At 37.3% G+C, this 24583-nt stretch carries 21 protein-coding genes; 4 read left to right on the top strand and 17 right to left on the bottom strand.

The window, feature by feature from the left end; genetic code table 11:
• Positions 1 to 291: 291 nt before the first annotated feature.
• Positions 292 to 843 (bottom strand): pyruvate decarboxylase, encoded by a 552-nt coding sequence (locus N0B48_RS03450; protein ID WP_259836777.1) that lies wholly within the window; start codon positions 841 to 843, stop codon positions 292 to 294.
• Positions 844 to 1017: 174 nt separating this feature from the next.
• Between N0B48_RS03450 and rpsO the strand changes: the two genes are divergently transcribed.
• Entirely contained in the window at positions 1018 to 1287 is a 270-nt protein-coding gene (rpsO, locus tag N0B48_RS03445; protein ID WP_047448908.1) for a 30S ribosomal protein S15, read from the top strand.
• 304 nt (positions 1288 to 1591) lie between these two features.
• The gene (locus N0B48_RS03440) at positions 1592 to 2686 is read left to right on the top strand and encodes an acyloxyacyl hydrolase (RefSeq protein WP_259836773.1); all 1095 of its coding nucleotides are present in this window, start codon (positions 1592 to 1594) and stop codon (positions 2684 to 2686) included.
• Between the two features lie 70 nt (positions 2687 to 2756).
• On the opposite strand, the gene N0B48_RS03435 is transcribed toward N0B48_RS03440, so the two are convergent.
• Complete coding sequence (locus tag N0B48_RS03435; protein WP_259836772.1) at positions 2757 to 4178, bottom strand: sugar MFS transporter; 1422 nt, start codon at positions 4176 to 4178, stop codon at positions 2757 to 2759.
• A 450-nt stretch (positions 4179 to 4628) separates the two neighbouring features.
• Here N0B48_RS03435 and N0B48_RS03430 point away from each other — a divergent pair, with 450 nt between their 5' ends.
• Positions 4629 to 6908 (top strand): polyribonucleotide nucleotidyltransferase, encoded by a 2280-nt coding sequence (locus N0B48_RS03430; RefSeq protein WP_259836770.1) that lies wholly within the window; start codon positions 4629 to 4631, stop codon positions 6906 to 6908.
• Positions 6909 to 7251: 343 nt separating this feature from the next.
• Here the strand turns inward: N0B48_RS03430 and N0B48_RS03425 are convergent, their stop codons facing one another.
• From N0B48_RS03425 to N0B48_RS03395, 7 genes are all read right to left on the bottom strand, one after another.
• Positions 7252 to 9318 carry a M13 family metallopeptidase gene (locus N0B48_RS03425; protein ID WP_259836768.1) on the bottom strand — a complete coding sequence of 689 codons (2067 nt, stop codon included), beginning with the start codon at positions 9316 to 9318 and terminating at the stop codon, positions 7252 to 7254.
• A gap of 52 nt (positions 9319 to 9370) precedes the next feature.
• The gene (locus N0B48_RS03420) at positions 9371 to 11785 is read right to left on the bottom strand and encodes a TonB-dependent receptor (protein ID WP_259836766.1); all 2415 of its coding nucleotides are present in this window, start codon (positions 11783 to 11785) and stop codon (positions 9371 to 9373) included.
• A gap of 11 nt (positions 11786 to 11796) precedes the next feature.
• Positions 11797 to 12231 (bottom strand): MarR family winged helix-turn-helix transcriptional regulator, encoded by a 435-nt coding sequence (locus N0B48_RS03415; protein ID WP_259836764.1) that lies wholly within the window; start codon positions 12229 to 12231, stop codon positions 11797 to 11799.
• A gap of 246 nt (positions 12232 to 12477) precedes the next feature.
• Positions 12478 to 15645 (bottom strand): ABC transporter permease/M1 family aminopeptidase, encoded by a 3168-nt coding sequence (locus N0B48_RS03410; RefSeq protein WP_259836762.1) that lies wholly within the window; start codon positions 15643 to 15645, stop codon positions 12478 to 12480.
• 2 nt (positions 15646 to 15647) lie between these two features.
• Positions 15648 to 16520, bottom strand: a complete 873-nt coding sequence (locus N0B48_RS03405; RefSeq protein WP_259836760.1) for an ABC transporter ATP-binding protein — start codon at positions 16518 to 16520, stop codon at positions 15648 to 15650.
• Positions 16521 to 16835: 315 nt separating this feature from the next.
• Positions 16836 to 17039, bottom strand: a complete 204-nt coding sequence (locus N0B48_RS03400) for a helix-turn-helix domain-containing protein (RefSeq protein ID WP_034726695.1) — start codon at positions 17037 to 17039, stop codon at positions 16836 to 16838.
• The gene (locus N0B48_RS03395; protein WP_259836757.1) at positions 17039 to 17554 is read right to left on the bottom strand and encodes a DUF2975 domain-containing protein; all 516 of its coding nucleotides are present in this window, start codon (positions 17552 to 17554) and stop codon (positions 17039 to 17041) included. The genes N0B48_RS03400 and N0B48_RS03395 overlap by 1 nt, the downstream gene beginning before the upstream one ends.
• A gap of 165 nt (positions 17555 to 17719) precedes the next feature.
• Between N0B48_RS03395 and N0B48_RS03390 the strand changes: the two genes are divergently transcribed.
• Positions 17720 to 18064, top strand: a complete 345-nt coding sequence (locus tag N0B48_RS03390) for a TfoX/Sxy family protein (protein ID WP_259836756.1) — start codon at positions 17720 to 17722, stop codon at positions 18062 to 18064.
• 430 nt (positions 18065 to 18494) lie between these two features.
• Here N0B48_RS03390 and N0B48_RS03385 read toward each other — a convergent pair whose 3' ends face one another.
• The 8 genes from N0B48_RS03385 to N0B48_RS03350 all read right to left on the bottom strand — a co-directional run bounded on the left by N0B48_RS03385 (position 18495) and on the right by N0B48_RS03350 (position 24431).
• The gene (locus tag N0B48_RS03385; RefSeq protein WP_259836754.1) at positions 18495 to 19553 is read right to left on the bottom strand and encodes a nucleotidyltransferase domain-containing protein; all 1059 of its coding nucleotides are present in this window, start codon (positions 19551 to 19553) and stop codon (positions 18495 to 18497) included.
• An 8-nt stretch (positions 19554 to 19561) separates the two neighbouring features.
• Entirely contained in the window at positions 19562 to 19921 is a 360-nt protein-coding gene (locus N0B48_RS03380) for a hypothetical protein (protein ID WP_259836753.1), read from the bottom strand.
• Positions 19922 to 20039: 118 nt separating this feature from the next.
• Positions 20040 to 20771: an ATP-grasp domain-containing protein gene (locus tag N0B48_RS03375; RefSeq protein WP_259836752.1), complete on the bottom strand. Its 732-nt coding sequence runs from the start codon at positions 20769 to 20771 to the stop codon at positions 20040 to 20042.
• A 35-nt stretch (positions 20772 to 20806) separates the two neighbouring features.
• Positions 20807 to 21412, bottom strand: coding sequence for a hypothetical protein (locus N0B48_RS03370; RefSeq protein WP_259836751.1), 606 nt, complete (start codon positions 21410 to 21412; stop codon positions 20807 to 20809).
• Between the two features lie 69 nt (positions 21413 to 21481).
• Positions 21482 to 22231 (bottom strand): nucleotidyltransferase domain-containing protein, encoded by a 750-nt coding sequence (locus N0B48_RS03365; RefSeq protein ID WP_259836750.1) that lies wholly within the window; start codon positions 22229 to 22231, stop codon positions 21482 to 21484.
• A 288-nt stretch (positions 22232 to 22519) separates the two neighbouring features.
• On the bottom strand, positions 22520 to 22657 hold the full coding sequence (locus N0B48_RS03360; protein WP_223607246.1) for a hypothetical protein: 138 nt from the start codon (positions 22655 to 22657) through the stop codon (positions 22520 to 22522).
• A gap of 233 nt (positions 22658 to 22890) precedes the next feature.
• Positions 22891 to 23910 carry a helix-turn-helix transcriptional regulator gene (locus N0B48_RS03355; RefSeq protein WP_259836749.1) on the bottom strand — a complete coding sequence of 340 codons (1020 nt, stop codon included), beginning with the start codon at positions 23908 to 23910 and terminating at the stop codon, positions 22891 to 22893.
• A 188-nt stretch (positions 23911 to 24098) separates the two neighbouring features.
• Positions 24099 to 24431 (bottom strand): HopJ type III effector protein, encoded by a 333-nt coding sequence (locus N0B48_RS03350; protein ID WP_259836748.1) that lies wholly within the window; start codon positions 24429 to 24431, stop codon positions 24099 to 24101.
• Positions 24432 to 24583 lie beyond the last annotated feature (152 nt).

Here is a 24583-nt window from a genome sequence, read left to right as displayed (position 1 = left end):
GTGAATTGTGAATCGTCAGTTGTGAATCTTACTATCCGCCCTCAATTAACTATTGACTTGCGCAGCAAAATTGACCATTGACGGTCGAAGAATATTGAAAGAAGGTGAATTGTGAATCGTCAGTTGTGAATCTTACTATCCGCCCTCAATTAACTATTGACTTGCGCAGCAAAATTGACCATTGACGGTCGAGGAATATTGAAAGAAGGTGAATTGTGAATCGTCAGTTGTGAATCTTACTATCCGCCCTCAATTGACTATTGACTTGCGCAGCAAAATTGACCATTCACTTTAAAGCTCCGTCCCAGCAGAAGGTTTTAGTTTTCTAAGCTTTTTCAAAATCCCCTTTATCGCCCCGTCTGTACCAATTTTAACAGAGTTTTCAGTAGAGCCCAAAAGGCGCATGTTTTTGCGGTAAGTATCGTAATCCGATTCGGTCACCAAATTTCCTTCAGCATCAAAAAGCTTCATGCTGACCACTACCTGATTGGAAAACACATATTTTCCGATTCCTACTTTGAAATATCTTACTTTGGGAACAATGGCAAAATCAGCATCGTTATTGACACAGTAATCCGTGATGGTCTGTTTTTCTATGCTGTCGAAGGGGAGCTGAACCTCTGCTCTGAGCATTTTATTTCTTCTGCCACTAAAATTATCGGAAACCGCGCTAAAGAAAGCATGGTTGGTAGGTTCTTTAATTTCCTCAATGTCAGGTTCTACCTCGGGATTGAAGTAAAGGATTTTTTTTACTTTATGGTCCGGATTTTTCTGTGCTTTCACTGAAATAATGCCGACCAGTAAAAAAGTGCTGACTGCTGTAAAGAATAAAATTTTTCTCATTTGTAATTCGTATGCAAAATTACTGCCTTTTCGTTGGATCTCATACAATTTATTAAGAAATTTTTAACATTTTTTTCTATCAATTTTGATACATGAAATCAATAATGTTTTGCTGATTTAAAAAATAGTTGTAATTTTGCACCCGTTACATAATAATCATTAAACAATATTGGAATGTACTTAACAACAGAAAAAAAGCAGGAAATTTTCTCAAAACATGGAAAATCTGCAACAGACACAGGAAGTGCTGAAGGACAAATCGCTCTTTTCACTTTCAGAATCAATCACTTATCTCAACACCTAAAGTCTAACCGTCACGATTTCAACACAGAGAGATCTCTAGTGAAATTGGTAGGTAAGAGAAAAAGTTTACTAGATTACCTTAAAAACAAAGATATCGCAAGATATAGAGCAATTATTGCTGAACTAGGTTTAAGAAAATAATCTACAAAGATTTTCAAATAAAAGCAACTTCGAAAGAGGTTGCTTTTTTTGTTTTAGTCTCTATATCTTTTGTCCCGGAGCTTTATTTCTTTCTGCTTTTTTTACATAAATGTTTAATATATTTTACGTTGTCGTTAATGTATTGTATAAAATCAATATCGCAATAAATTAATTCATATTTTACGAATAATATAATATTTAATAGTTAAATTTGATTTTTATAAAATATATTGATCGTTTTGAAGTGTTTTTATTTATTGGTTTTTTTCTATCGGTTACTTGTCAGTCGCAAAAAAGTGACTCCTTGTCAAAAAATTATTTATCATTTTCTATGGGATCTGAATATGGGAAAATTCTGCCCACCAATGTCAGCTTGAAAAATGATAAGCATAGAGATTACGCAGGATATTCTTTACAGATACTCAAACAGACTTCCGGTAAAAATAATTGGGGAAGACGGTTTAATGATCCACAATATGGAATTGGGATTTTTGCTTTTGATTTTGTTGAAAACAGAAAAATGGGACGCCCTTTTGGAATATATGGGATTTACAATACCAAAATCAGACAGTGGGGGCACTTGAAATGGTATCATAATGTAAATTTTGGAATTTCATTTAATTCAAACCGATTTGATACTGACCGAGATTATCATAATATTTCATTGGGATCTAAAACCAACATGTTCATCAGTCTTGGAACTGGAATGTATTATGAGTTGGATAAACACTTTGATGTTGGCTTACATGTAAAATTCAACCATCTTTCCAACGGAGCCTTACAAATGCCCAATAAAGGATTAAATATGATTTCGTCACAATTAAGTCTTGTATATCATCCTGATAGAGCAGTTATAGGAAAATCGGGTATTGTATCTGCTGATTATAAAAAATCAGACCATATTGAGGTTTCAGCTTTCGGAGGTCGGAAAAAAGTTTTTTATAAAGGAGATCATCGCGAAGACCTGAAATTATATCAAGGTTTCAATTATTCCGTTTACGGGACGGAAGTGTTTTATATGCGCCGATATTCTCCAAAATCAGCATACGGAATAGGGATGGGAATGACAATGGATGAACATTATAATCATACGATGTATGTTTCGGACAAGGCGCTTTATCAGAAAAAACGTTTTTCAAACGACCAGTTGCTGTTGAGTATAATACCCATTTACCGATTGATGATGGGCCGTTTATATCTGAATATCGGAGCTGGATATTATGTCTTAAAAAAGCAGAGAAAATATGATAATTCTATATTTTTTCAGAAAATAGGTTTGCAATGTCAGATCACAGACAGGTTTTTTGCTTCGTTCGGTATCAATGCTTATGATCTGCATGCTGCCAATTATCTGGAGTGGAAGCTTGGCTACACTTTTTCTAAAAAGGTCAGAAATTAAAAACTTCAGCTTCATTTAGGCATTATTCATGGCGTAAACGAAACTGAAGTTTATATTTTTTAAGCTTCAATTAATGTCCGGATTTGGCCTCTGTACTTTCCACATGCCCCAAATATTTGGTGCAATACGCTCCAAAGATCAGAATCACGAGATAGCAGAATACCGGAATGATAAATGAATGCTGTACCCCGAACTGATCGGCAAGATACCCCTGGAAAATTGGAACAATAGCTCCTCCCAGAATAGCCATAACCACCAAAGAAGACCCTTGGCTGGTATATTTACCCAAACCGGAAATTGCCAGTGTATAAATATTGGAGAACATAATGGAGTTAAAGATTCCGATTCCTAAAATGCTGTACATCGCCAGCTCACTATGATTAACCATTGCGGAGATAAGCAGCACAACATTGATGGCTGCAAAAATAGATAACGTCCTTGCCGGAGCTGATTTACCCACAAAGAAAGCGATGAAATTAAGTATAATAAATACAATGAAAAAGCTAATCTGCGCAAAGCTTAAATCTACAATACTGAAAATTACCAGGAAAACAGCCGCCGCCGCTCCCAACATATAAATTGCTTTTTTGCTTTGGCTTAGTGACTGGTTTAAGGAAATAGCACCAAGAAAACGCCCAATCATTGCACCTCCCCAGTACAGGGAAAGATAATTTTTACTGATGATTTCATTGAAACCCATGATCTGAGGCTGCTCCAGAAAGCTGATGATAAAACTTCCCACTGCCACTTCTCCGCCTACATAGCAGAACATCGCAAAAACTCCAAATTTCAGGTGACTGAACTCAAGAGCTCCCCAACCTTTTACAATTTCTTCTTCCTGCGTCTGGAAAGAAGGTAGTTTAACTCTGGAAATTAATAACGCTACTAACAGAAGGATACCTGCGAAGATCAGATAAGGAATTCTTGTCGCCACAGCACTGAACGAACCATCCGGAGCTGAGAAAAATTCAAAGATCAGATGCCCTCCCAAAACCGGTGCAATTGTAGTTCCGAAAGCATTGAAAGCCTGGGTCATATTCAGACGGCTGGAAGCAGATTCTTCGCTGCCGAGCAATGAAACGTAGGCATTGGCTGTGATTTGCAGCACTGTAAAACCCAGTCCCAGAATAAACAAAGCCCCCAGGAATAAAGGATAATAGGAAAAAGTAGCTGCCGGATAAAATAAGACACAGCCAAAGGCCGCGAGGAAAATACCGAACATAATTCCCTTTTTATAACCTGCTTTATTAATGGGATCTCCCTTTGAAATTGAGATGAGAAAATAAATCAGGGAACCGATAAAATATGCCCCGAAGAAACAGAACTGTACCAGCATCGATTCGAAAAAGGTGAGTTTAAAAAGTTGTTTCAGATAGGGGATCAGAATATCATTCATACAGGTGATGAATCCCCACATAAAAAAGAGCAGGGTGATCGTGATTAACGGGATCGTATAATTTCTGCTCTGTGTTTTCACTTCTTTATTGATCATAAACATTTATTTATTTGAAAAGAATTATTAAGCTCTTTCAGTTGTTTTCGTCTGCTGCATATATATTTTGAGAAGCATGGCAAATATAAGGCAGAGGCCCGTTTTTCTGCAACTTTTTTGGTGTTTTTTATGTAAATAAGTCATCTTTAATGAGATGAAAATATTATTTACACTTTTTGAGACAATAATACGAAAATGACTCGATTCTTTGATCAATTTTTTCAGGAAAAAAATATTTTTATTGATGAAATATGATGAATAAGTTGAACATTTCGTAAGTAATTCTTACTTCATCAATAAAATAAGAAGGTAAAATCTTATAATTCCTCATGCTATTTCTGAGATTGAAAATTTAATATCTCATTATTATACGTTATCTTTGCAAACGAAAATTTAGACGAACTATCAATAATTAAAGCACTCAATACGGAGTGCAACACAAAACAATTTATGAGTATACCTCAAGCAATTACAGAAACGATTATTCTTGCAGACGGCAGAGAAATCACAATTGAAACAGGAAAATTAGCAAAACAGGCTGATGGTTCTGTAGTCGTAAAAATAGGCGGAACAATGCTTTTAGCAACGGTTGTAGCCAGTAAAGAAGCAAAAGAAGGTGTAGATTTCCTACCCTTAACAGTGGATTACAGAGAAAAATTCTACGCAGGAGGTAAGATTCCTGGAAATTTCTTTAGAAGAGAAGCCAGACCATCAGATCAGGAGATTTTAACGATGCGTTTGGTAGACAGAGTTCTTAGACCCTTATTCCCTGAAGATTTTCATGCGGAAGTTCAGGTGATGATTTCATTAATTTCTTACGACGGACAGTCAATTCCTGATGATTTAGCAGGTCTTGCAGCATCTGCAGCAATCGCTATTACAGATATTCCTTTCAATGGACCAATGTCTGAAGTGAGAGTGGTAAGAATCAACGGTGAACTTTCTGTGAACCCTAATTATGCAGATCTTAAAATTGCTGACCTTGATATCATGGTGGGAGCAACTAAAGATTCTATCGTAATGGTAGAAGGGGAAATGAAAGAAATTTCTGAGCAGGAAATGCTTGAAGCAATCCAATTCGCTCATGTAGAAATTAAAAAACAAGTTGAAGCTCAGGAAAGATTAGCCGAAAAAGTAGGTAAATCATTCCCAAAAAGAGAATATAGCCACGAAAATCACGATGAAGCTATCCGTGAGAAAGTGTGGAAAGAAACATATGAGAAAGTATATGAAGTTGCTAAGCAACCTTCAGCAAAAGAAGAAAGAGGTGAAAAATTCAAAGCTGTTTTGGCTGAATTTTTAGCTCAATATGTTGAAAATGCTGAAGAATTAGAAAGAGTAACCCCTTTCGCTAAAGTATATTTCCATGATGTAGAGAAAGAAGCGATGCGTCAGATGATTTTGAATGACAAAATCCGTCTTGATGGTCGTGATCCTGAAACAATTCGTCCAATCTGGAGCGAAATCGATTATTTACCGGGAGCTCACGGTTCTGCCATTTTCACAAGAGGTGAAACTCAATCTTTAACAGCAGTAACGTTAGGTTCTGTGAAAGATGCGAACATGGTAGACAGTGTAATGGTAAATTATGATGAAAGATTTTTCTTACACTATAACTTCCCTCCGTTCTCAACGGGTGAAGCAAGACCTTTAAGAGGAACTTCAAGAAGAGAAGTAGGACATGGAAACCTGGCTCAGAGAGCTTTGGCAAACATGATTCCTGAAGAAAATCCTTACACGATCCGTATCGTTTCTGATATTTTAGAATCAAACGGTTCGTCTTCTATGGCCACTGTTTGTGCAGGAACTTTAGCATTGATGGATGCAGGTATTCAGATTACAAAACCAGTTTCTGGGATTGCAATGGGATTAGTAACAGACGTTAAGACTGGAAAATTCACGGTACTTTCTGATATCTTAGGTGATGAAGATCACTTGGGAGATATGGACTTTAAAGTAACGGGAACTGCAGACGGAATTACTGCTTGTCAAATGGATATCAAAATCCAGGGATTATCCATGGATATCATGGAGAAAGCACTTTTACAAGCTAAAGACGGAAGATTACATATTCTTGATAAAATCACTGAAACAATTGCGGTACCAAGAGAAGACGTGAAACCTCACGCTCCGAAAATGGTAATGCTTGAGATCTCTAAAGATTTCATCGGTGCTGTTATCGGACCCGGTGGAAAAATCATTCAACAACTTCAAAAAGATACAGATACTGTTATTGCTATTGAAGAAGTAGGAGAAATCGGAAGAATTGAGATCTCTGGTGTAAGCAGAGAGAAAATCAATGCAGCGATTGCAAGAATCAACGAGATTACATTTGTACCGGTAGTAGGTGAGGTGTATCAAGGAAAAGTGGTAAAAGTAATGGATTTTGGAGCTTTTGTAGCGATTGCAAAAGGAACCGAAGGATTACTTCACATTTCTGAAATCGAATGGGCTCGTCTTGATAAAGTACCTTACAACGAAGGTGACGAAGTAGAGGTGAAGTTCATGGGTTACGATGATCGTAAGAAAATGAAACTTTCAAGAAAAGTTTTATTGCCAAGACCTGAAAGACCTGAGTCTAGGCCAAGACCAGAAGGTCAAGACAGACCACAAGGTGATAGAAGACCAGAAGGAGATAGAAGACCACAAGGTGACAGAAGACCGGAAGGTGACAGAAGGCCAACCGAGCAGGCACCAAAGGAAAATGAAAATCCTTCAACTGAAGCTTAAGATTTAAATCTTAGATATAAATGAAATCCCTCAATTTGAGGGATTTTTTTTTTGTTAGGATAATAGAGATATGTTTGTTGTTAGTCATCGCAATGGCGCAAGAAAATCGAATATTTTCAGTAAGGTTTGGCGTATAACTTTTGTGCAGTATACAATTTTATCGGAGATAAAATCCTTGCGCCTTAAAACAACATGCTTGTGAATTATCCTTTGCGCCGTTGCGTTTCAAACAATCTTAGCATTATAGAAGAATCAGAACACCTACTTTTAAACATTTATAAACCGATATTCAAGTAAAAACCCCGCTGAAAGATTCCAACGGGGCTTATTCATAGAGATTGAATTACCAGATTTTCACCCTTTCTTCCGGGGTTTTATAAAGTTTATCTCCGGCTTTTAGATCAAAAGCTTTGTAAAACGCTTCAGTATTCACCAAAGGTCCGAAAGCCCTGAACATTCCCGGTGTATGCTCATCAGTTTTAAGCTGATTGATTAAAGCCGGTTCTGTATAAAGCGTTCTCCAAACCGTTGCCCAGCTCAGAAAAAATCTCTGATCCTGCGAATAGCCGCTGATCTTTGCAGTCTGACCTTTGTCCTTCAGATACATTTGAAGAGCATCGTAAGCGATATTTACGCCTCCGAGGTCTGCAATATTTTCTCCATTGGTAAAAGTTCCGTTGACGAAATTTCCTTTTACAGGCTCATATTTGTCATATTGGGCAGCGAGAGATTTTGTAGCTTTTTCAAAATTGGCTTTATCTTCAGGAGTCCACCAGTCTGCAAGGTTTCCGTCTGCATCAAACTGAGCTCCGGAATCATCGAATCCATGGGTCATTTCATGTCCTATGACCGCTCCGATTCCCCCGAAATTGATGGCAGGATCAGCCTTTGGATTGAAATACGGTGCCTGAAGAATGGCGGCAGGGAAAACGATCTCGTTATTTTGCGGATTATAATAAGCGTTTACCGTTTGTGGAGACATCGTCCATCTGGATTTGTCAACCGGTTTTCCTACTTTATTAAGTGCTTCCTGATACTTCCATTCCGAAATATTCTGAAGGTTTTTATACAGGTTTCCACCTTGCGCCTCGGATAAAATGTTGAGTCTGGAATAATCTTTCCATTGATCAGGATAAGCTACTTTTACGGTAAATTTATTAAGCTTCGTTAATGCTTTTTCCTTTGTGGTAGAGGACATCCAGGTCAGATTATTGATGTGTAGGGCAAAACTTTTCTTCAGATAATCAATCAGTTCCACCATCTGAGCTTTTGCTTCGGCAGGGAAATATTTTTCGACATATAATTTACCGAACGCTTCACCGAGACTTCCGTTGATTAGTTCATAACCTCTTTTGTTCAGGGCTCTCTGCTCTTTTTGGCCGCGAAGATATTTGCTGTAGAAATTGAATTTCGTTTCATCAAGTTGTTGGCTCAAAAAAGAAGCGTTTCCGGATAAAAGATTGAATTTTAAATAATCCTTGATGACATTCATATTTTGAGAAACGAGAAAGCTGTCAAGATTCTTATAGTAATTCAGTTCCCCGATAATCACTTTGTCCGTTTGTACACCGGCTTTTTTAAGGTACGCCGGAAGATCTGTATTTTTCACTAGAGCCGAAAGCTCGGCCATGGTTTTCGGATTGTTCTGAAGATTGATATCACGAATCTGCTCATTAGTCAGTAATGTTTTAGCGATAGACTTTTCAAAATCGACAATTTTTCCGGCAGCTTCTGTGGAGTTTTTATAACCCAGAACATCCAGCATTGAAGCGACATATTTTGAGTATTCTTTGATGGCCTCCGTATTCTTTTCATTGACTTTTTGATAATAATCGCGCCCCATTCCCAATGAACCCCCGCCAAGATAAACGGCATTCATTTTTGAGTTGGCAAGATCAGCGCTTACTCCCCATCCGTACAGAGGATTGTTACCCTGTTTTGTTGCTGCAGTCAGATATTGGTTGAGATCGGCAACGGTTTTAATCGCATCAATTTTAGAAAGATCTTCCTTCAGAGGAGCGATGCCATCCTTATTTCTTTTATCCATATCCATATAAGAGAGATACAGATTCTGGATCTTTTTACCTTCACTTCCATCCGCAAACTTATCTTTTAAAAGCGAATTTAAAATAGAAATCGAATTGTTATCCGTACTTTCTCTGAGCTGGTCAGAACTTCCCCACCTCGAGCGGTCAGAAGGTATTTTGGCTGTTTTCATCCACTTTCCATTGACGAAATTATAGAAATCGTCCTGCGGGCGAACGGACATATCCATGAAAGACATATCCAGTCCAAGATCACTGTTGGTAGAAACCACCGATGTCGCATTTGGTCCTGATTTCTGAGCATTTACCGTATCAAAGGCCAGCAAAGAAGCTATAGCCAATAGGGTGATGTTAAGTTTTTTCATAGTGCTGTTTTTTTATGGTTAATTTTTTTTATCCTTAGTTGTTGTCATTTCATTAGGCTCCGATTCTCTGTTTCAGATCATCTGCACCACCGGTTTTTCTTGGTTGACCGTTTTTAGACGAACCGAAATTGTAGGTATAAGAGATCGTTGCTACACGGGAATCTCTTTTTACCACGAAGTTTTCTACATAATTATTAAAGGTCGTCTGCGCTTTCGGATTGCTCGTAAAGAAAATATCATTGAATGCTAATTTCAGAACGCTGTTATTTTTAAATTTCTTCTGAGCGCCGATATTCAGGTACCAGTTGGGCTGTACATCCATATAGGCATACACTTCTCTCCCTCTGTAATTTCCTGTAAGTTCAGCGGTGAAACCGTTTCCAAGTTTAAAGGAATTGATACTGTTGAGATTAAAAGTGAAATTCCCTTTATTATTGATCTGTGTTCCTGAAACATTTCCGGTATAAGATCCGTAGTAAAAATTCGCGCTGTTGTTCATATCCCACCATTTCGTCACTTTCACCGGAGCGATCAGATAAAGTCCGAAATACGAAGCAGAACTTAAATTTTCATTGGTTTGAACGGTAATATTTTCACCATTTTCCACCACAGGCTTAATAACGTCTGTAATATTATTATTCGTTTTGCTGTAGCTTACTGTGGCAAAATATTTACTGTTTAAGCTGTACGTCAGTTCATAATTCATCGTGGTCTGCGGATTCAGCTCAGGATTTCCAGCCTTGTAAGTCGTGGGATCCAGATAAAACTTAAATGGATTCAGCTGATTATAGCTTGGCCGTGTAATTCTTCTGCTAAAATTGATTTCCAGATTGTTTTTATCCGTTAAATCATAGGAGAAGACCGCACTTGGAAAGAGTTGCGTATAATTCTTTTTGTTCACCTGATTGGTGGTGATCTGAGTTCCCGTTACATTGGTGTTTTCAGCTCTCAAACCAAATGTAGCACTGAATTTATCCCACTTTTTAGAAGCATTTCCATACACAGCATTGATGTTTTCCTCATAAATAAAATGGTTGGTTTTATTAAGATCCAGCTCCGGAACGCCCGAGGTTGCATTAAAGAACTTCAGATCATTGTCCGCTTTCACAAAGCTGGTCTTGATCCCGGCTTCCAGTTTCCATTTGTTTTTCAGGGTTTTCGTTAAATCAGATTTTAAGGAATAAATATTTAAGTTTCCGCCAATATCACCTTGCAGAATATCAAGGTTGGTAAGGTTTCCGGCCAATCCATAATTTCTCGTTTCAAAATTCTGTAGCGAGGTATTCGAATAATTGATAAAGTCAAAGTCAGTCGTGATTTCAGATCCTAATGAATCAATGGTATATTTATGATTCAGGTTGAATGAAACGTTTTTCCAGTGGTCATGAGAACGGTTTTGCGTAGTAAAGCTGCTTGCCGGAAGACGGTCGCTGCCTAGAACCACACTTGAATTGTCACCTTTTGGATCAAATCGGTTGCTTATAAAACCTACGGAGAAACCCAAAACATTTTTATCATTCATATAATAATCCATTCCGGCTTTTGCGATATGATTTCTGAAGTTGAATTTCAGAAAATTGTCCTGTACATAGGCTTTATCGAAAGTCTGGTTGGTGTAGAAATTTCTGTCTAAAACCAGATGATTATAAAATTCTCTGTAGGCAAAGCTGTAATTCGCAAAAACATTCACCTTTTTATTCCGGTGATTGATACTGAAACTGTTGTTGTTTTTAATGAATTTTCCCGATCCCAGAGCCGTGGAAACACTTCCGTTCGTTCCTTTACGCTGGTCTTTTTTTAGCTTGATATTAATGATCGAAGTTCCCGCTGCATCATATTTGGAAGACGGATTGGTGATAAATTCTATTTTCTCAACGGTCGAAGAAGGAATGCCGCGAAGATAAGCCGCAAGATCAGACCCTGTCATCGGAGTATTTTTTCCGTCGATTTGTACCAGAAGATTTCCTTTTCCGCGCAGGCTGATGTTGTCATTGCTGTCTACATTCACGCCCGGAGCTTTTTCCAGGACTTCAAAAGCAGAATTTCCTGTGCTGGCAATGCTGTTTTCGACGTTGAGGATCATTTTTCCATCCTGTCTTTCGATATAAGGTTTCGTCTTGGTGATCGTCACTCCTTCAATGGATTTTACATTGAGATCAATAGGAGAGAGCGACTTGTTTTCCGCAATTTGAATAGGGTCAGACTGATAGACTTCACTACCGTTTCTGTTGATCTTTAATTTGTAGTTTCCTGTTTTAAGATCATTGAAACTGAATTTTCCATTCTGTTCTGCAATTTCTGTTTTGACTAATGCATTTCCCGAGTCAAACAGATTGAGTTCCAACTGTTCGGTTTTCTCACCACTGACAGTTCCCGAAAGTGAAAAATTCTGCACGCTCTGTGCCGAAAGCAGACTGCTGAATAAAGTCAGCGTCCATGCCAATAAGAGTAAAAATAGTTTGGCCATTGTTTTATTTTTTAGTGTTTTTTACAGTTTTCTGATATTTTAAGCAGGGCATTGTTCATGATTTCCAGCTCTTCTTTTGAGACATTCTGCAGGGCGGTTTTTCGGTTGCCTTCCACCAGCTTCTGAACGTCTTTGATGATCTTTATCCCGGATTCGGTGACTTCAAGATTAGTTTTTCTGCGGTCTTCCGAATGGGTAGTCCGGATCACATATGCTGATTTTACCATAAGATCAATAATCCTGGTCACCGATGCATTGTCCTTAAAAACCAAATCCCCGATTTCATTCTGGGTAATTCCCGGATTTTCCAGAACCGCTTTGATGATCAGCCACTGATCGATCGTGATCATGAATCCATTAGCTTTAAGCTGACGCTGTGCATAATTTCTGTAAGATCTGATCGCTTTATCGATATTGTAGAATATGATTGAATTTAATTTTTCCATGTTTCTTATATTAAATTTAAAATGATTAATCAATTATTGATATATCAATTAATTTGTAGTAAGTGTTTTTATTTTGTTACATTTCGCTGAAAATATTTTTGTATAAATTCAAAAAAACTGCATGAGTTGCAGTTTAATTAGTAATAGAAAAAGAAATCTGCCTGATCTGCACGAGCTTAATATTTTCTCGCCAATCACACAGATAAAGCAGATCTTTGTGGATGAAATTGATGAAGATGGAATGTTTTATAATGTTTTGAAAAGCCTGTCTATCTGATTTCTTGTGTTAGCATCCGGAGAGACTTTATAAAATTCATTAAGTAAATCTAAAGAAGAAGGCTTCTTAGGGTACTTATTGTTTTGAAGGAAATTTCTTAATGCTTCATTCACTTTTTCTTCCCCGATCAATTCGCTTAATTTCACCATCGCTACAGCACCTTTGGAATAGGCAATATGAGCCATATCTCCCGTTACTCTGTAGATCGGACGGTTTTCAGACAAGCCTTTTTCGTTGTCATAAATCTGCTGATGCATGGTGATCCTTTCCTTCATTTTTTCTTTGCCGTGCATTTTTTTGTAAAGCATCATCTCTGTGTACATAGCAAGCGTCTCGGAGAGCATGACGGCTCCTTCTCTGTCATCCGGATTGATCTGGCTATTTCCCCACCACAAATGGGAGAGTTCATGTCCTGCCAGTTCATTGATCACGTCCTGTTCTTTATCAGCGTGGATATTGGCATGGAAAATCATATCCTCAGGCATAAATATAGCCGACGGATAAGCTGTTGCTGCAAAACCTCTGGTGAAAGATGAAATTTCAGCGAAACTGACCGTTTTAAAAGGATATTTTTCAAAATTCTGTTCACAGTAGTCCAATGTTATTTTAGCATTTTCAAGAAGATGGTCTGCGTTTTCGAAATGCTTTTTATGGTAGAAAATATTTACTGTAATTCCTTTGTACAACACGCTTTTGATCTGATAATCCGCAGAAGAAACTGCAAACCGGAACGGAATACTTTCCGCTTTGTACTGAAAATAGTTTCGCCCCGACTTTTCCCATTTTTTTACCAGATCTCCGGTACCAACGGCAGTCTGATCACCTTCCGTAGAAACCGTCATCTCTAAATTGATAAAATCCTTTTTAAAGACTTCCGGAGCTTCCGGTTTTTTCAGCTCTGCGAGTTTTCCCAGGTTGTTTTTCTTCCGCAACTGCTCATCCTGAATTTCTTCATCCTTCTGATACCCAATCACAGGATAATATCTGCTGATTCGCATAAAAGAACCATTTTCTATCACTGCATTGAAAGACTGATGCCCGTTAACCGCATACCATTTATAAGAAAGCTTGAATTCAAGGTGAGCTATTCCACCGGGTTTGATGGCTTGTTTTAAATGGACTTCAGAAATATTGTCATTAATTTTCACGGTCTCCACGCCTGCCTGAAAAACGGCGGATTCTGTGGTAAGATCAGGGTTGAAATTAATCAAGACCTTATCAATAGGCTGATCGGTAAAATTGGTCAGGACATATTTTCCTGTAATCCGGTAGGAATTTTCGGAAGGATTTAACGTAATCTCAGTGATAACATCTGTGATTTCCGGCTGAGGCATGTTTTCATACTTCTTAAAAACCTTTTCGTACTGGACGGCCGTTGCTAAGTCTTTGTCTTCATTTTTAGGAATATAACCTTTCATAAAAAGTGTTCCTGCAAAAATACCGGAAATAAGCAACGCAAGACTAGGAATCAAGGTGATCAGATTAAATTTTTTCGATTTGATCGCTCCATTTATCATCCATAAAAAGGCAATGAGTCCAGCTCCGAATAAAAGCCGTTCCGCAAATGCATACATATAAATACCATAACCGCTAAAATCACTGTAACTTCCTTTAAAATCTGAAAATATTCTGAATAAAGGATGAGGGATAATCTTTCCGGATGCAGGACCAGCCAGCAGAAATACCGCAAGAACGGAAATTCCCAGAGCAATCAATTTATTTCTGATCGCATGATTGATCAGGAGGATGAGTCCTGAGAAAAGAATCAAAGGGAATGTATTGAAAAGAAAAACGCCCAGATAAGCATTCCAATCGATGTGAAGATATTGATACATGGCCTGAAAGACAATTCCCTGAACGATTAAAATTCCGGTAAAAAAGAACAGCAAAACACTGATAGAAATGAAATGCCCCGAGAGTCTTATTTTGGAGAAAAAAGTACTGTCTTCGATCAACGAAAATCCAGATGAACGGCTTCTCCAATACAGGTCATTGATAAAATAAGCCACAAGAAGAAGTCCAAACAAAGGAAAGTTTTCTGAAATAGTGGTTGCCATAAGACCTGAACCGGCATACTTCTGAGGAAGACGGATTCCTTTTTCAATCTCAGCATACATTTCCATTCCGACGAAGAAAAGCAACAGGATAGAAACGGCAGGAATGGTGATGCTTTTAAAGAGGTAGAGTAAATCAATTTTCGCATAAGAAAGGATTGATTTAAAAGCATTTTTATGACCGAAATTCACCTTGGATATGGTGTAAGCAAATGATGAGCTACTTTTAATTTCTGAACTTGAATTTACTTTTTTTACTTTTTGTTTTGAGACAGACGAAAAAGAAAACAGTCGGTAAGTGAGCCAGAGAAATAATAAAGACGCCACTGAGAAAATGACCCTGTTGATGACTAAATATCCCGAAAATGGTACTAATGAAGCATTTTTCTGATCTACAGAAAGCGTTCTGGCTTCAAAGAAATACGATGACAACCCAAAAGGGTCCAGGAAGGCAGAAAATTGCTGCGTTTCTATAGATTGAGGCAAACCGCCAGCCATAAATGGGGAGTTGGAAAATACCAGAACCACCATGTACAGGACATAGAGTAGAAGTCCGGCAACTACAGCAAGCAGTTTCTTCTTCGCTATTAATGAAATCAGAAAGATAAAACTGCAAACAAAAAAAGTGTTGATGAGACCAAAAATCAACATAGGATACAGATAATACCCCAAATTGAACACCTCCTGCATTTCACTTCCGGTTCTTGCGACCTGACCAATGAGGAAACCCATCATTAAAAAGGAAAAGCTGAAGAAATTCTGCAGAAAATAGGTGCTGAATTTTCCGCTGAGATACGTCCATTTAGAAAAAGGAAAGGAAAAGAGCACAAGATCAAATTTTGAATCCGTGTCTTTAAAAAGCAGCTGTACAGCAAAAATAACAGCCATAAATATGATGGAAAGACTCATCATTCCGGTCATAAAACCTATGGTGTACGGTGAATTGAGATAGATTCGGTCTCCAGCCGTAAGATTGAACTGGCTACCGCAGAAAATACCGATGCCTGCTAAGATTAAAGCTATAAGATAAGCTGGCCAGTGCTTCGTGATGCGTCTGGCTTCAAATAAAAATATGGCGTTCATGACTAAGGTTTTTGAGTGAGTGTACGGAAGTAAACGTGTTCCAGAAGCGGATGGACTGCGTTGAAATCTTTCGGCTGCTCTTCTGAAAATACGGTAATATGAAGTTCTCTTTCAATCAGCTGGCGGCTGATGATCTCATGGCTGGAAAGGTAATTTTCAAGTTCGTTTTTGCCAATAGGTTTGGACCAGATCCTGTCTTCCAGTTCAGAAATCAATTCTGCGGGTTTTCCTTGTCTTAAGATCTGTCCGTTATTCATCACTGCCATTTCCGAGCACAGATTCCTGACATCTTCCACCAGATGGGTAGAAAGGATAACGATAACGTCTTTACTGATGTCATTCAAAAGCGAGTTGAAGCGGTTGCGTTCTTCGGGATCAAGGCCGGCTGTGGGTTCGTCTACGATAATGATCTTCGGATTTCCCAAGAGAGCCTGAGCAACACCAAAACGCTGTTTCATCCCGCCTGAAAAAGTATGAACTTCTTTCTTCCTGAAATCCGAAAGGTTGACTTTCTCCAGCAGGCCGATGATCTGTTCTTTGCGCTCTTTATGGTCTGTGATCCCTTTTAGCACAGCAATATGTTCGAGAAGATCATAGGCAGAAATTTTCGGATAAACTCCAAAATCCTGCGGAAGAAATCCGAGGTTTTGTTTAATGTAATCGGGATCTTTTGAAACATCCTTTCCGTTGAAAATAATATTTCCGGAAGTAGGTTTTTGCAGTCCCACAATGGTTTTCATTAAAGAGGATTTTCCGGCACCATTCGGACCCAATAACCCGAACATACCGTTCCCGATGTCTAGCGATATGTCTTTAACCGCTTGAAAGCCATTCTTGTAAATGAGGCTTAAATTGTTGATAGATAAGGTATTCATATGATAAGGTTTGGATAATAGATGGGTAAGACAGACCGTTGTGGTTGCTTATGTATAGATATTAGATTTCAGATATCAGACGTCAGATTTTAGGCTGATAGAATGTCAATGGTGAATTTTGCTTCGCGAATGAGATGTGAATATTACTACTGGTGGCTTCGAGGGCCTCAGCCACCAGATATTTGTTGTGCTTTCAACTTTTCTGAATTAGTTGCTTCCTCGTCCTTCAGCTTTGAAGTCAGAAACTCTAAAACCCGCATCCGGCAACACTAAAACACTGATACCCTCAAACTCTCCGACTCTCAAACACGAAACCTATTCCCTAAACTCCAAAATATCCCCGGGCTGACATTCCAGAATTTTGCAGATGGCTTCCAGGGTATCGAAACGGACCCCCTTTGCTTTGCCGGTTTTAAGAATGGATAGATTAACAGGTGTGATTCCTAATTTTTCTGCCAGTTCTTTGCTCTGCATTTTTCGCTTGGCTAGCATGACATCTAAGTTGACTATGATTGGCATTATATAAATAGGTCTTGTTCGTTTTGCAAATGTAGTCCTTGCTTAAAGATATTCGCAAGAAACAGACAGAAAATTCCAAGCATAAAATGGATAAACACCAATCCCCAGATCATACTTTCTACTTCCACAAAGAAACTTGCTAGGATGACTATGGGGAGTGGAATGAAAATATTATACAGGTAAAATCGCTTAAGTTGAAGTATATTTTCTTTTGTAAACAGTTTTGACTGGAAAAATACTTTGAAAACTTTCGCCGAAAACCAGAAAAAAATTCCATAGGAAATTAAAACCAATGAAAATGAAAAGATGATATACGAATAATTATGTTCAATATTCAGAAACGGCTGTTCTGTAAAAGGATAATTGATATGCACAAACATATTATCCTTATAGGGAGTTATTGCATAGCCTGTGAGCAGGCATACAATTGAATACACAAAAGTGATCAGATAACCCGCCGACAGTACGGTGCAGATATAGTACAGAATCTTCGCAATAATTTTGGTCTGGTTCATGGCAATACTCATTTAAGTATTGCAAATGTATAATTAATTATCGTAAAACAATAATTGTTTTAAATAAAAAAATATTTACCGAAGTTTGAATTGAAATTGAAAATGAAAAAATATGCGTTGTTTACTCTGTTTTTTGCCTACATTTAAATGATAAAATTATTTGTAATGGCATACAATATTGAATTGGCGGACAGGATTCGTGAACGGCTTTCGGAAATTCCTGGTCTTGAGATTAAGGAAAAGAAAATGTTCAGCGGATTATCATTTTTGGTCAATGATAAAATGTGCATTAATATAAGCCATGATAATTTGATGTGCCGTTATCATCCCGATCTGGAAGAGGAAGTTTCGGAAAGAATGGGGTTTCTTCCCATGGTCATGAAAGGAAAACAGCTCAAAGGATATTGCCATGTGGAACCTGTGGGTTTTCAAAAGCAGGCTGATTTTGAGTACTGGATAAAATTATGTCTGGATTACAATTCTGTAGCCAAAGCTTCAAAGAAAAAATAATCTTAATATTCCTGACACTTTTAAAATTTAACCATTAAGGTGAATTTGAGTTAAACTTGTTTAAATTTTTTTTGTTGGAAAGCGCGAAGGGTCGCAAAGAAATTTGAAAAGATTATGCTATAAGGCGCTAGGATTTTATTTGCGATAAAATTGTAGACCGCTCAATAAACGCCAATGGACTTGCTGAAAACCTCTGATTTTCTTGCGCCTTAAAATGTCCTCATTTTTGTTCAAGCTTTGCGTTCCTTTGCGTTTTTCCAACTATAAAGAATATAATAAAAGTCTAGCTGGATAGTTTCAAGACTCTATTAGGAAGGCTTGAAACTTTAAATATCAATTGAATAAATGTACATGAAATACTTTTTCTATTTCACTCTTGAGGAAAATAAAAGTTTAAACAACTTCTTATTAAGAATATTAAGATTGATCACTAGCAGTATAATTTTTCGCGTATCTCTATTAGGATTTTTTCCGTCTTTTTTATATCCGGATTATCGGGAAGGAGAGAAACGGAATGCTCATGTTCTATCGAATCTATCAGATCTTCAGCTTTTTGCATCACTTTTTCATAAGACCAGTTTCCGGCTTTAATATCAAGTAATTCTTCTCTGTTGTCTACTCGGATCTGTAAAGAGTTTGTTTTAAAAATATACTCACACGACTGCAAAAGACGGATGGTGTGCATCATATTTTTGCTGTCGTAGTTCTGACCGTGTTCCTTATTGACATTGTAGCGGTCTTCATTGCGTTCGGAAACCCATTTCCAATAATCCTTATAATCTTTGCAATAGGTGGAGTAGGCGTCCAGGTTGCAGAAAAGATAAGCTGTCGGTTTTTCATCTTTAGGAACGGATGATACCGAAACCTGATTGGCTTCTTCGTGCTGAATGATTCCCTTATAATCCAAAACTCCTGATTCATCATAAAAAAGAGCATGCATTCCCTTGGTATTCCCAATATTAACCAGCCCGCATTTTTCCTGAACTTTTCCGTTGTCGGAGAGCCATTTTTTCAGAGGAACTGATCCCTGGTCCTTCAGAATATAACAGAAATCAAGAACGGATTTTCTTTCCTTTTCTATTGGATTAAGAATCTTTTTGTTGAGACCTTTTGCTTTTTTAATCTGCGATACCGCATATCCTGCAAAGGTGTCTTTACATAATTTAGATAAAAAATCTTCCTGACGGATCAGGTCCAGCAGCGGATCTTTGTGCATAATACAGTCTTCCGGACTTGCCAGCATTTCCAGAATATTGGGATTGTTTTTCTGCAGAAGTTCTACAAATCGACCAATCTCATAATAAGTGATATCATTGGTTTCATTAGAAATCTGCGGGATATAATTCAGTCCGAAAAAATCTTCTTTCGGCAGATAATAAACCCCACGGATATCCGTATCCGAATTTTCTGTGGCCAGCCCGAAAGCGCGGCTTCCGGAGATGGCTTCGAAGAGGATGAGGTTTTTGCTTTTTAGGGTTTGGATGGTCATTGGTGGAATTATTTAGTAAAATACGATTCTTTTTTTATTGTATAGCCCATAACTTCTAACATTTTACAGGCTTCTGTGATTGTATATTGTCTTTGAATATTGAAATCAAATTCAGCAATGTTAAACAAACTGATCACTTTCCGTACAAAACCCGGCTGGTTGATATTGAGATACACCAATTGTTCATTATCAAAAGTCTTAAAAGAACCAGTAAACATTAAAACAGTAGCATATTCTTCATCTTTGGTGAAGAAATCTACCTTTACAAACTGAGAACTGTCTTTTCCGAAAAATTTTATACACCAGCCTTTTACTACATATCTGTATATAGTTCCATCGATAGTTATATGACGTAATTTCTTTTTCATTTATAAAAATAGGGATGCTTAGTTCAATTCAGAAAAAGCATTAGTTTTTCAGAGCATTAATATAAATACTTTATTGCTCCTTCCATTGATTTCGCTAATTCGAATTTAGGGAAAGGGTTTAATTCTTCACACAACTCTCCACAATCACCTCCAGCGCTTTCTCTGCATCACAGGCATACAAACCGGAACACCAAGCAGGATTTGCTTCAATCAAAGCCCAGCCTTTTTCTTTGATAATCCCAAAATCCAAAACAATGGCTGCGGGAAGGGTAGAAACATATTTTTTGATAAACAAATTAAAAAATACAAACATATCGTTTTCCTCTTTTTCTGAAAGTGGATTCATATCAAATGCATCGTTCCGCCAATAAGAAGAATAGGTTTTTATCTCACCATGTAAAACAAAACATCTTACTTCCAGCTGCCACTCAACAACCTCTGATGTGAAAACCGTAGAACTGAGGTCTACCGTATCAAAACCTTTGATATCCGTAACTTTTTGATAAACTCCGGCCTTGAAACTTTTAAAATCAGAACATTTAATGAACATATTTTCCTGATCAATATAGTCTTTCATCTGTCCGTAAGAAATTTTACGTTTTGTAAATTCTTCAGAAATAAGAGAAAGCCAATTGTCGTCAGGTTTCATAAGCGTCAGTCCACACTGATCAGAAACAATCTCAGCATAAATATCTTCACCATATACCGCAATAACATCTTCCCGGAACTCTTCCGGAACATTCCATTTAGCATTGAAACGGTTCAGTTCGTAAGGTGAAGTGATGGATGCCTTTTTCAGATTGTTGCTGTCTTCCGTATACATGGGAGAAAGCGCTATTATATTTTTCATGTGTTCTGTTTTTTTATTTCTACTAACAGATTCTGTTAAAAAGGAAAGTTATTATTTTTCTCCTTTTCATCCAGTAATTTTTGGATAATATCTTCCAGTAATTTAAAATCTTCCAGCTGTTTATATTGTATACCTGCTGTTGTTTTATAAAGTCCATTAAAACTGGGATAATTCTGTCCTACATATCCTTTCAGTTCTGTGTTAAGGAGCAGATTCTCATAATCGAAATTAAGCGTGATCATGAGTTCTTCACCGGAAGCTTTAAATTCAGTATAGCATTGATTGATAAGATCAAAGTCCATAATATTACTGTGAAAGGAATCATTCCTGAGATTGAATTCAAATTTTGCCTCGTCTAATTGATCCTGTAGGTTTTTTAAATCCGCATCTGCACCATATACTTGATGATAGCGGTCTACAACCCCTTGAATAAATTTTTCATTATAAAATACTTCAAGGAAATCATTGTCAAAATGCCAAAAAAGGCTGTAATAATAATGATCTCCCGGAAGATTGAAACGAATCAGGCAATCAATGGAAGACTGTGGAACAATTAACCCAAATTCCTCTTTTAAAAACTCGCTTTGCTTTATAAAAGGATGAATTACCGGCGCAGCATTTTTCACCTCTTTTTTTGCCATTAAAAGTTTACTTTTCCATTTAAAAAAATCAAATATTCCCATTTTCATAACTCATAATTAATAACTTATCTACAGCTTCAATATCTCCCTAAAAACCCTCTCCATCTCCCTTTTATCCGGCTTACCACCTCTAAGACTTTTAGATTTCTCTTCGTTTTCCAGAACTACTTTCTCCAAAAATCCGAAAAGTTCCCAATCATTCGGATGATAATAGGATTCCCCTTTGGTTGCTTTTAAAGCGATAAGGTCTTCTATCTTTTTTCGGGTAGAATCATCCGTCAAAACCAGCAATTCGCTGAATAAAACCGGAGGAACCGTTCCTTTTTCGATGATCCATTTTCCGGTCAGTGCCGTTCTCAGACAGTAAAAATAGCTTTTCAGTTTCACTTCATCGCTTCTGCAGGCTTCCAGGTATTTTTTACTCATGCTCAGATAGTGATAAGAAACTGCTACCGGTGAAAAACACGCATCTGCCAAAGGAGTAAACAGTTCCAAAAATTGGTCATTCTTCGTGTAAACGATAGGCGAATAAAACCAGCTCAATAAAGCCGCATTCGATTTCAACAACAGATGAAAAGTTTTTCGCAAATCCCATCCGGAACCGTCAAGATCGTCTTCTGTCATGAATTCTATCGTTTCATCTTTATCCCAAGGAGAAAGATACCAATCTTTTTCATGACGGTAGATAAATCGTATATCATAATCGCTGTCCGGAGAAGCAAAACCCCAGGCTCTGCTTCCGGATTCTACGGCCAGAAGGACTTCTATCCCGCGTTCAGCCTCTATTTCCTTTATTTTTTCAAGTATTTTTGGTGTCATTCTGTTTTAATTTTAATGCAAAGTAAAAGAGAAAGTGCGCAATGTTTTTGCGTTGATTTGCTGAGTTTAAGAATCGGAAGGGTTTTAGGGTTTGAGAGTTTAACAAGATATGGGGAAGGGGATTCGCGTATTGAGCATATTTAACCGTTAAATTGAGCGGTTTACGACACAAAGCATGTGAAAAAATAGCGTCTTGCGATATTCCAACAAAAAAAGACATAAAAAAGAGGCTATACATATGAATGACAGCCTCTTTTCAATAAAATTAAATTCTAACTACTTATAGGTTTAAGCAGTAATCTGCTTAGGTCCTTTTCCTTTATCTTGTTCTTTTTTATCCAATCTCTCAGATATCTTTTTTACGATATATTCTATCGCAATAGGTGCTATAATTGCAATCAATGCTTTAAATATTCTTGATTTCATAGTAAGATTTTTTAATGTCCTGATTAATACAATTTCTGAGCCATTTTAAAATTTTGAGTGTTGGTCAGTGTTTTAGCGCATGTGATATTTTTTACAGCGAAAGCTTCGTGTTTATTGAGCCTTCACGAAAATTTTTAATTTTCAAAGAACTTAAGTGATCTTCTTTCCACAAAGCTTGTCACTTCAAGATAACTTAAGTGTTAAAAAAAATGTCCCTTTTGTGCTAAAAAACATCAATGTTCATCAGGAATATCCAGTTTCTCATAGTTTTTAAACCCAGCACTAAACTTTTCCTGCAACCGTAATCTTAACTTTCTCGGCTTGTGAACAATCAGAGATTCTCCGAAACCCAGTAGTAACCTTTCCAGTTCAAAATTGATTTGTACACAGATCTTAAATAATGTTCCTTCCTCCGTTTCACTTATGATTTCCTGGCTTTTGTGAAGCGGTTTGGTCTTTACATAGGGAGCGTTGTGGGAATCGACAAAGAAAATGACGTTCCTCGGAGCCATGGTATCCGAAACCGTAACACCGACAATATCTTTGAAATACTCATCACCATCCAGATCTTTATCAATATACGGAACATTTTCCTCGAGCTCAATACTTTCCATACGGTCCAGAGCCAGATTATACATTTTACCCTTGTGCTGGCAGATCAGGAACCATCTGTTATTAAATTCTTTCAATAATTGGGGATGAACCACATAATTGCTAGATTCCTTGGCGGTAAAACTGCGGTAAAGAATATTCAGAACTTTTTTATTTGAAATGCTTTCATAAAGAATGTCAATATGCTCAAGACCTTTCAGTTGTTCATTTTTATCCAGATGAATGATTGATTTCTGTCCCGTAGAATGAATGGAATCCTCCAGTTTCTGAATGACCCCGTTCATCTCTTTAAACATAGAGAAATCCTTGAACTGCTTCAGAATCTGAACGGCATTATTCATCGCTTTCAGGTCACTTTCATTCACTGAAATATTATGTATGCTGTACTCAGAATCACTGTAGCGGTAGTATTTTCTTTCAAATACTTCAATCGGGGCTTCGTACCCGAATTTTTCACTCCGCATATTTTGAAGATCGAGCTGAACCGTTCGTCTGCTTACATAAGATTCTTTGCCTTCAAATTCAAAAAGGGCATCAGAACAGGCATCAATAAGATCTTCCAGTGTATATTTCCGGTATTTGTTCTTAAGACATTTGTCTAATGTTTTATAACGAATAAGTGCATTTTTATTAGATGACATGGTTGTGTGGTTTTTTGGAGGGGATAAATGTGAATTGTGAAATGTCAATTTTGCTTCGCAAGTCAATTTTTAATTTTTAATTTTTAATTTTGGATTCTGGATTCTGGATTTTGGATTTTGAATCTTACTGTCCGCCATCAATTGACGATTCACTTGCGAAGCAAAATTCACCATTGACATTAAAAAAATTATTTCTCTTTCAATGCTTCTCCCTCAAAAGAAATTCCTTCCCATCCAAACTCCATAAAGTTTCTGATATTCTGATGGTCGGTTCCCTCAGGATTTTTTAAAACATCTTCTCTGTAGAATTCTCCGAAAAGAGGAAGTACCTGTTCTTTTGATAATTTCTGAAGCTTTGCAAAACTGAAAACCTTGCACGAACCGTTGTTCTGACCGGCTTCATTTACGGTATTTCCGTTTTTAAATTCAGTAGGGGTAAAATCATAATGTTCATCAATATGGGCAATCACCTCTTTGAATTGAATGTTTTCAGGGTTGTTTTTTAATTGTTCTAACAACATATTTCTTTAATTTTAATCGTTGGATGGGGGCAGATCATGCAAATTGGTCTTTTTTGCTTTTCTTCCTTTTCAACAAAAATAATTAAAATAATTTTATCTACGCAGAATTATTGCGCACTTGTGGTATTACTTTGCATTATCAAAATGAATAA

Source organism: Chryseobacterium herbae, assembly GCF_025154075.1.
GTDB classification, from domain to species: Bacteria; Bacteroidota; Bacteroidia; order Flavobacteriales; family Weeksellaceae; genus Chryseobacterium; species Chryseobacterium herbae.
This window is presented reverse-complemented; position numbering and strand designations above follow the sequence as displayed.

What these genes read in the sequence shown, in the direction of transcription:
- N0B48_RS03450 (WP_259836777.1), bottom strand. Translation starts at nt 843, where the DNA reads ATGAGAAAAATTTTATTCTTTACAGCAGTCAGCACTTTTTTACTGGTC.
- rpsO (WP_047448908.1), top strand. Translation starts at nt 1,018, where the DNA reads ATGTACTTAACAACAGAAAAAAAGCAGGAAATTTTCTCAAAACATGGA.
- N0B48_RS03435 (WP_259836772.1), bottom strand. Translation starts at nt 4,178, where the DNA reads ATGATCAATAAAGAAGTGAAAACACAGAGCAGAAATTATACGATCCCG.
- N0B48_RS03430 (WP_259836770.1), top strand. Translation starts at nt 4,629, where the DNA reads ATGAGTATACCTCAAGCAATTACAGAAACGATTATTCTTGCAGACGGC.
- N0B48_RS03425 (WP_259836768.1), bottom strand. Translation starts at nt 9,318, where the DNA reads ATGAAAAAACTTAACATCACCCTATTGGCTATAGCTTCTTTGCTGGCC.
- N0B48_RS03420 (WP_259836766.1), bottom strand. Translation starts at nt 11,785, where the DNA reads ATGGCCAAACTATTTTTACTCTTATTGGCATGGACGCTGACTTTATTC.
- N0B48_RS03415 (WP_259836764.1), bottom strand. Translation starts at nt 12,231, where the DNA reads ATGGAAAAATTAAATTCAATCATATTCTACAATATCGATAAAGCGATC.
- N0B48_RS03410 (WP_259836762.1), bottom strand. Translation starts at nt 15,645, where the DNA reads ATGAACGCCATATTTTTATTTGAAGCCAGACGCATCACGAAGCACTGG.
- N0B48_RS03405 (WP_259836760.1), bottom strand. Translation starts at nt 16,520, where the DNA reads ATGAATACCTTATCTATCAACAATTTAAGCCTCATTTACAAGAATGGC.
- N0B48_RS03400 (WP_034726695.1), bottom strand. Translation starts at nt 17,039, where the DNA reads ATGCCAATCATAGTCAACTTAGATGTCATGCTAGCCAAGCGAAAAATG.
- N0B48_RS03395 (WP_259836757.1), bottom strand. Translation starts at nt 17,554, where the DNA reads ATGAACCAGACCAAAATTATTGCGAAGATTCTGTACTATATCTGCACC.
- N0B48_RS03390 (WP_259836756.1), top strand. Translation starts at nt 17,720, where the DNA reads ATGGCATACAATATTGAATTGGCGGACAGGATTCGTGAACGGCTTTCG.
- N0B48_RS03385 (WP_259836754.1), bottom strand. Translation starts at nt 19,553, where the DNA reads ATGACCATCCAAACCCTAAAAAGCAAAAACCTCATCCTCTTCGAAGCC.
- N0B48_RS03380 (WP_259836753.1), bottom strand. Translation starts at nt 19,921, where the DNA reads ATGAAAAAGAAATTACGTCATATAACTATCGATGGAACTATATACAGA.
- N0B48_RS03375 (WP_259836752.1), bottom strand. Translation starts at nt 20,771, where the DNA reads ATGAAAAATATAATAGCGCTTTCTCCCATGTATACGGAAGACAGCAAC.
- N0B48_RS03370 (WP_259836751.1), bottom strand. Translation starts at nt 21,412, where the DNA reads ATGGCAAAAAAAGAGGTGAAAAATGCTGCGCCGGTAATTCATCCTTTT.
- N0B48_RS03365 (WP_259836750.1), bottom strand. Translation starts at nt 22,231, where the DNA reads ATGACACCAAAAATACTTGAAAAAATAAAGGAAATAGAGGCTGAACGC.
- N0B48_RS03360 (WP_223607246.1), bottom strand. Translation starts at nt 22,657, where the DNA reads ATGAAATCAAGAATATTTAAAGCATTGATTGCAATTATAGCACCTATT.
- N0B48_RS03355 (WP_259836749.1), bottom strand. Translation starts at nt 23,910, where the DNA reads ATGTCATCTAATAAAAATGCACTTATTCGTTATAAAACATTAGACAAA.
- N0B48_RS03350 (WP_259836748.1), bottom strand. Translation starts at nt 24,431, where the DNA reads ATGTTGTTAGAACAATTAAAAAACAACCCTGAAAACATTCAATTCAAA.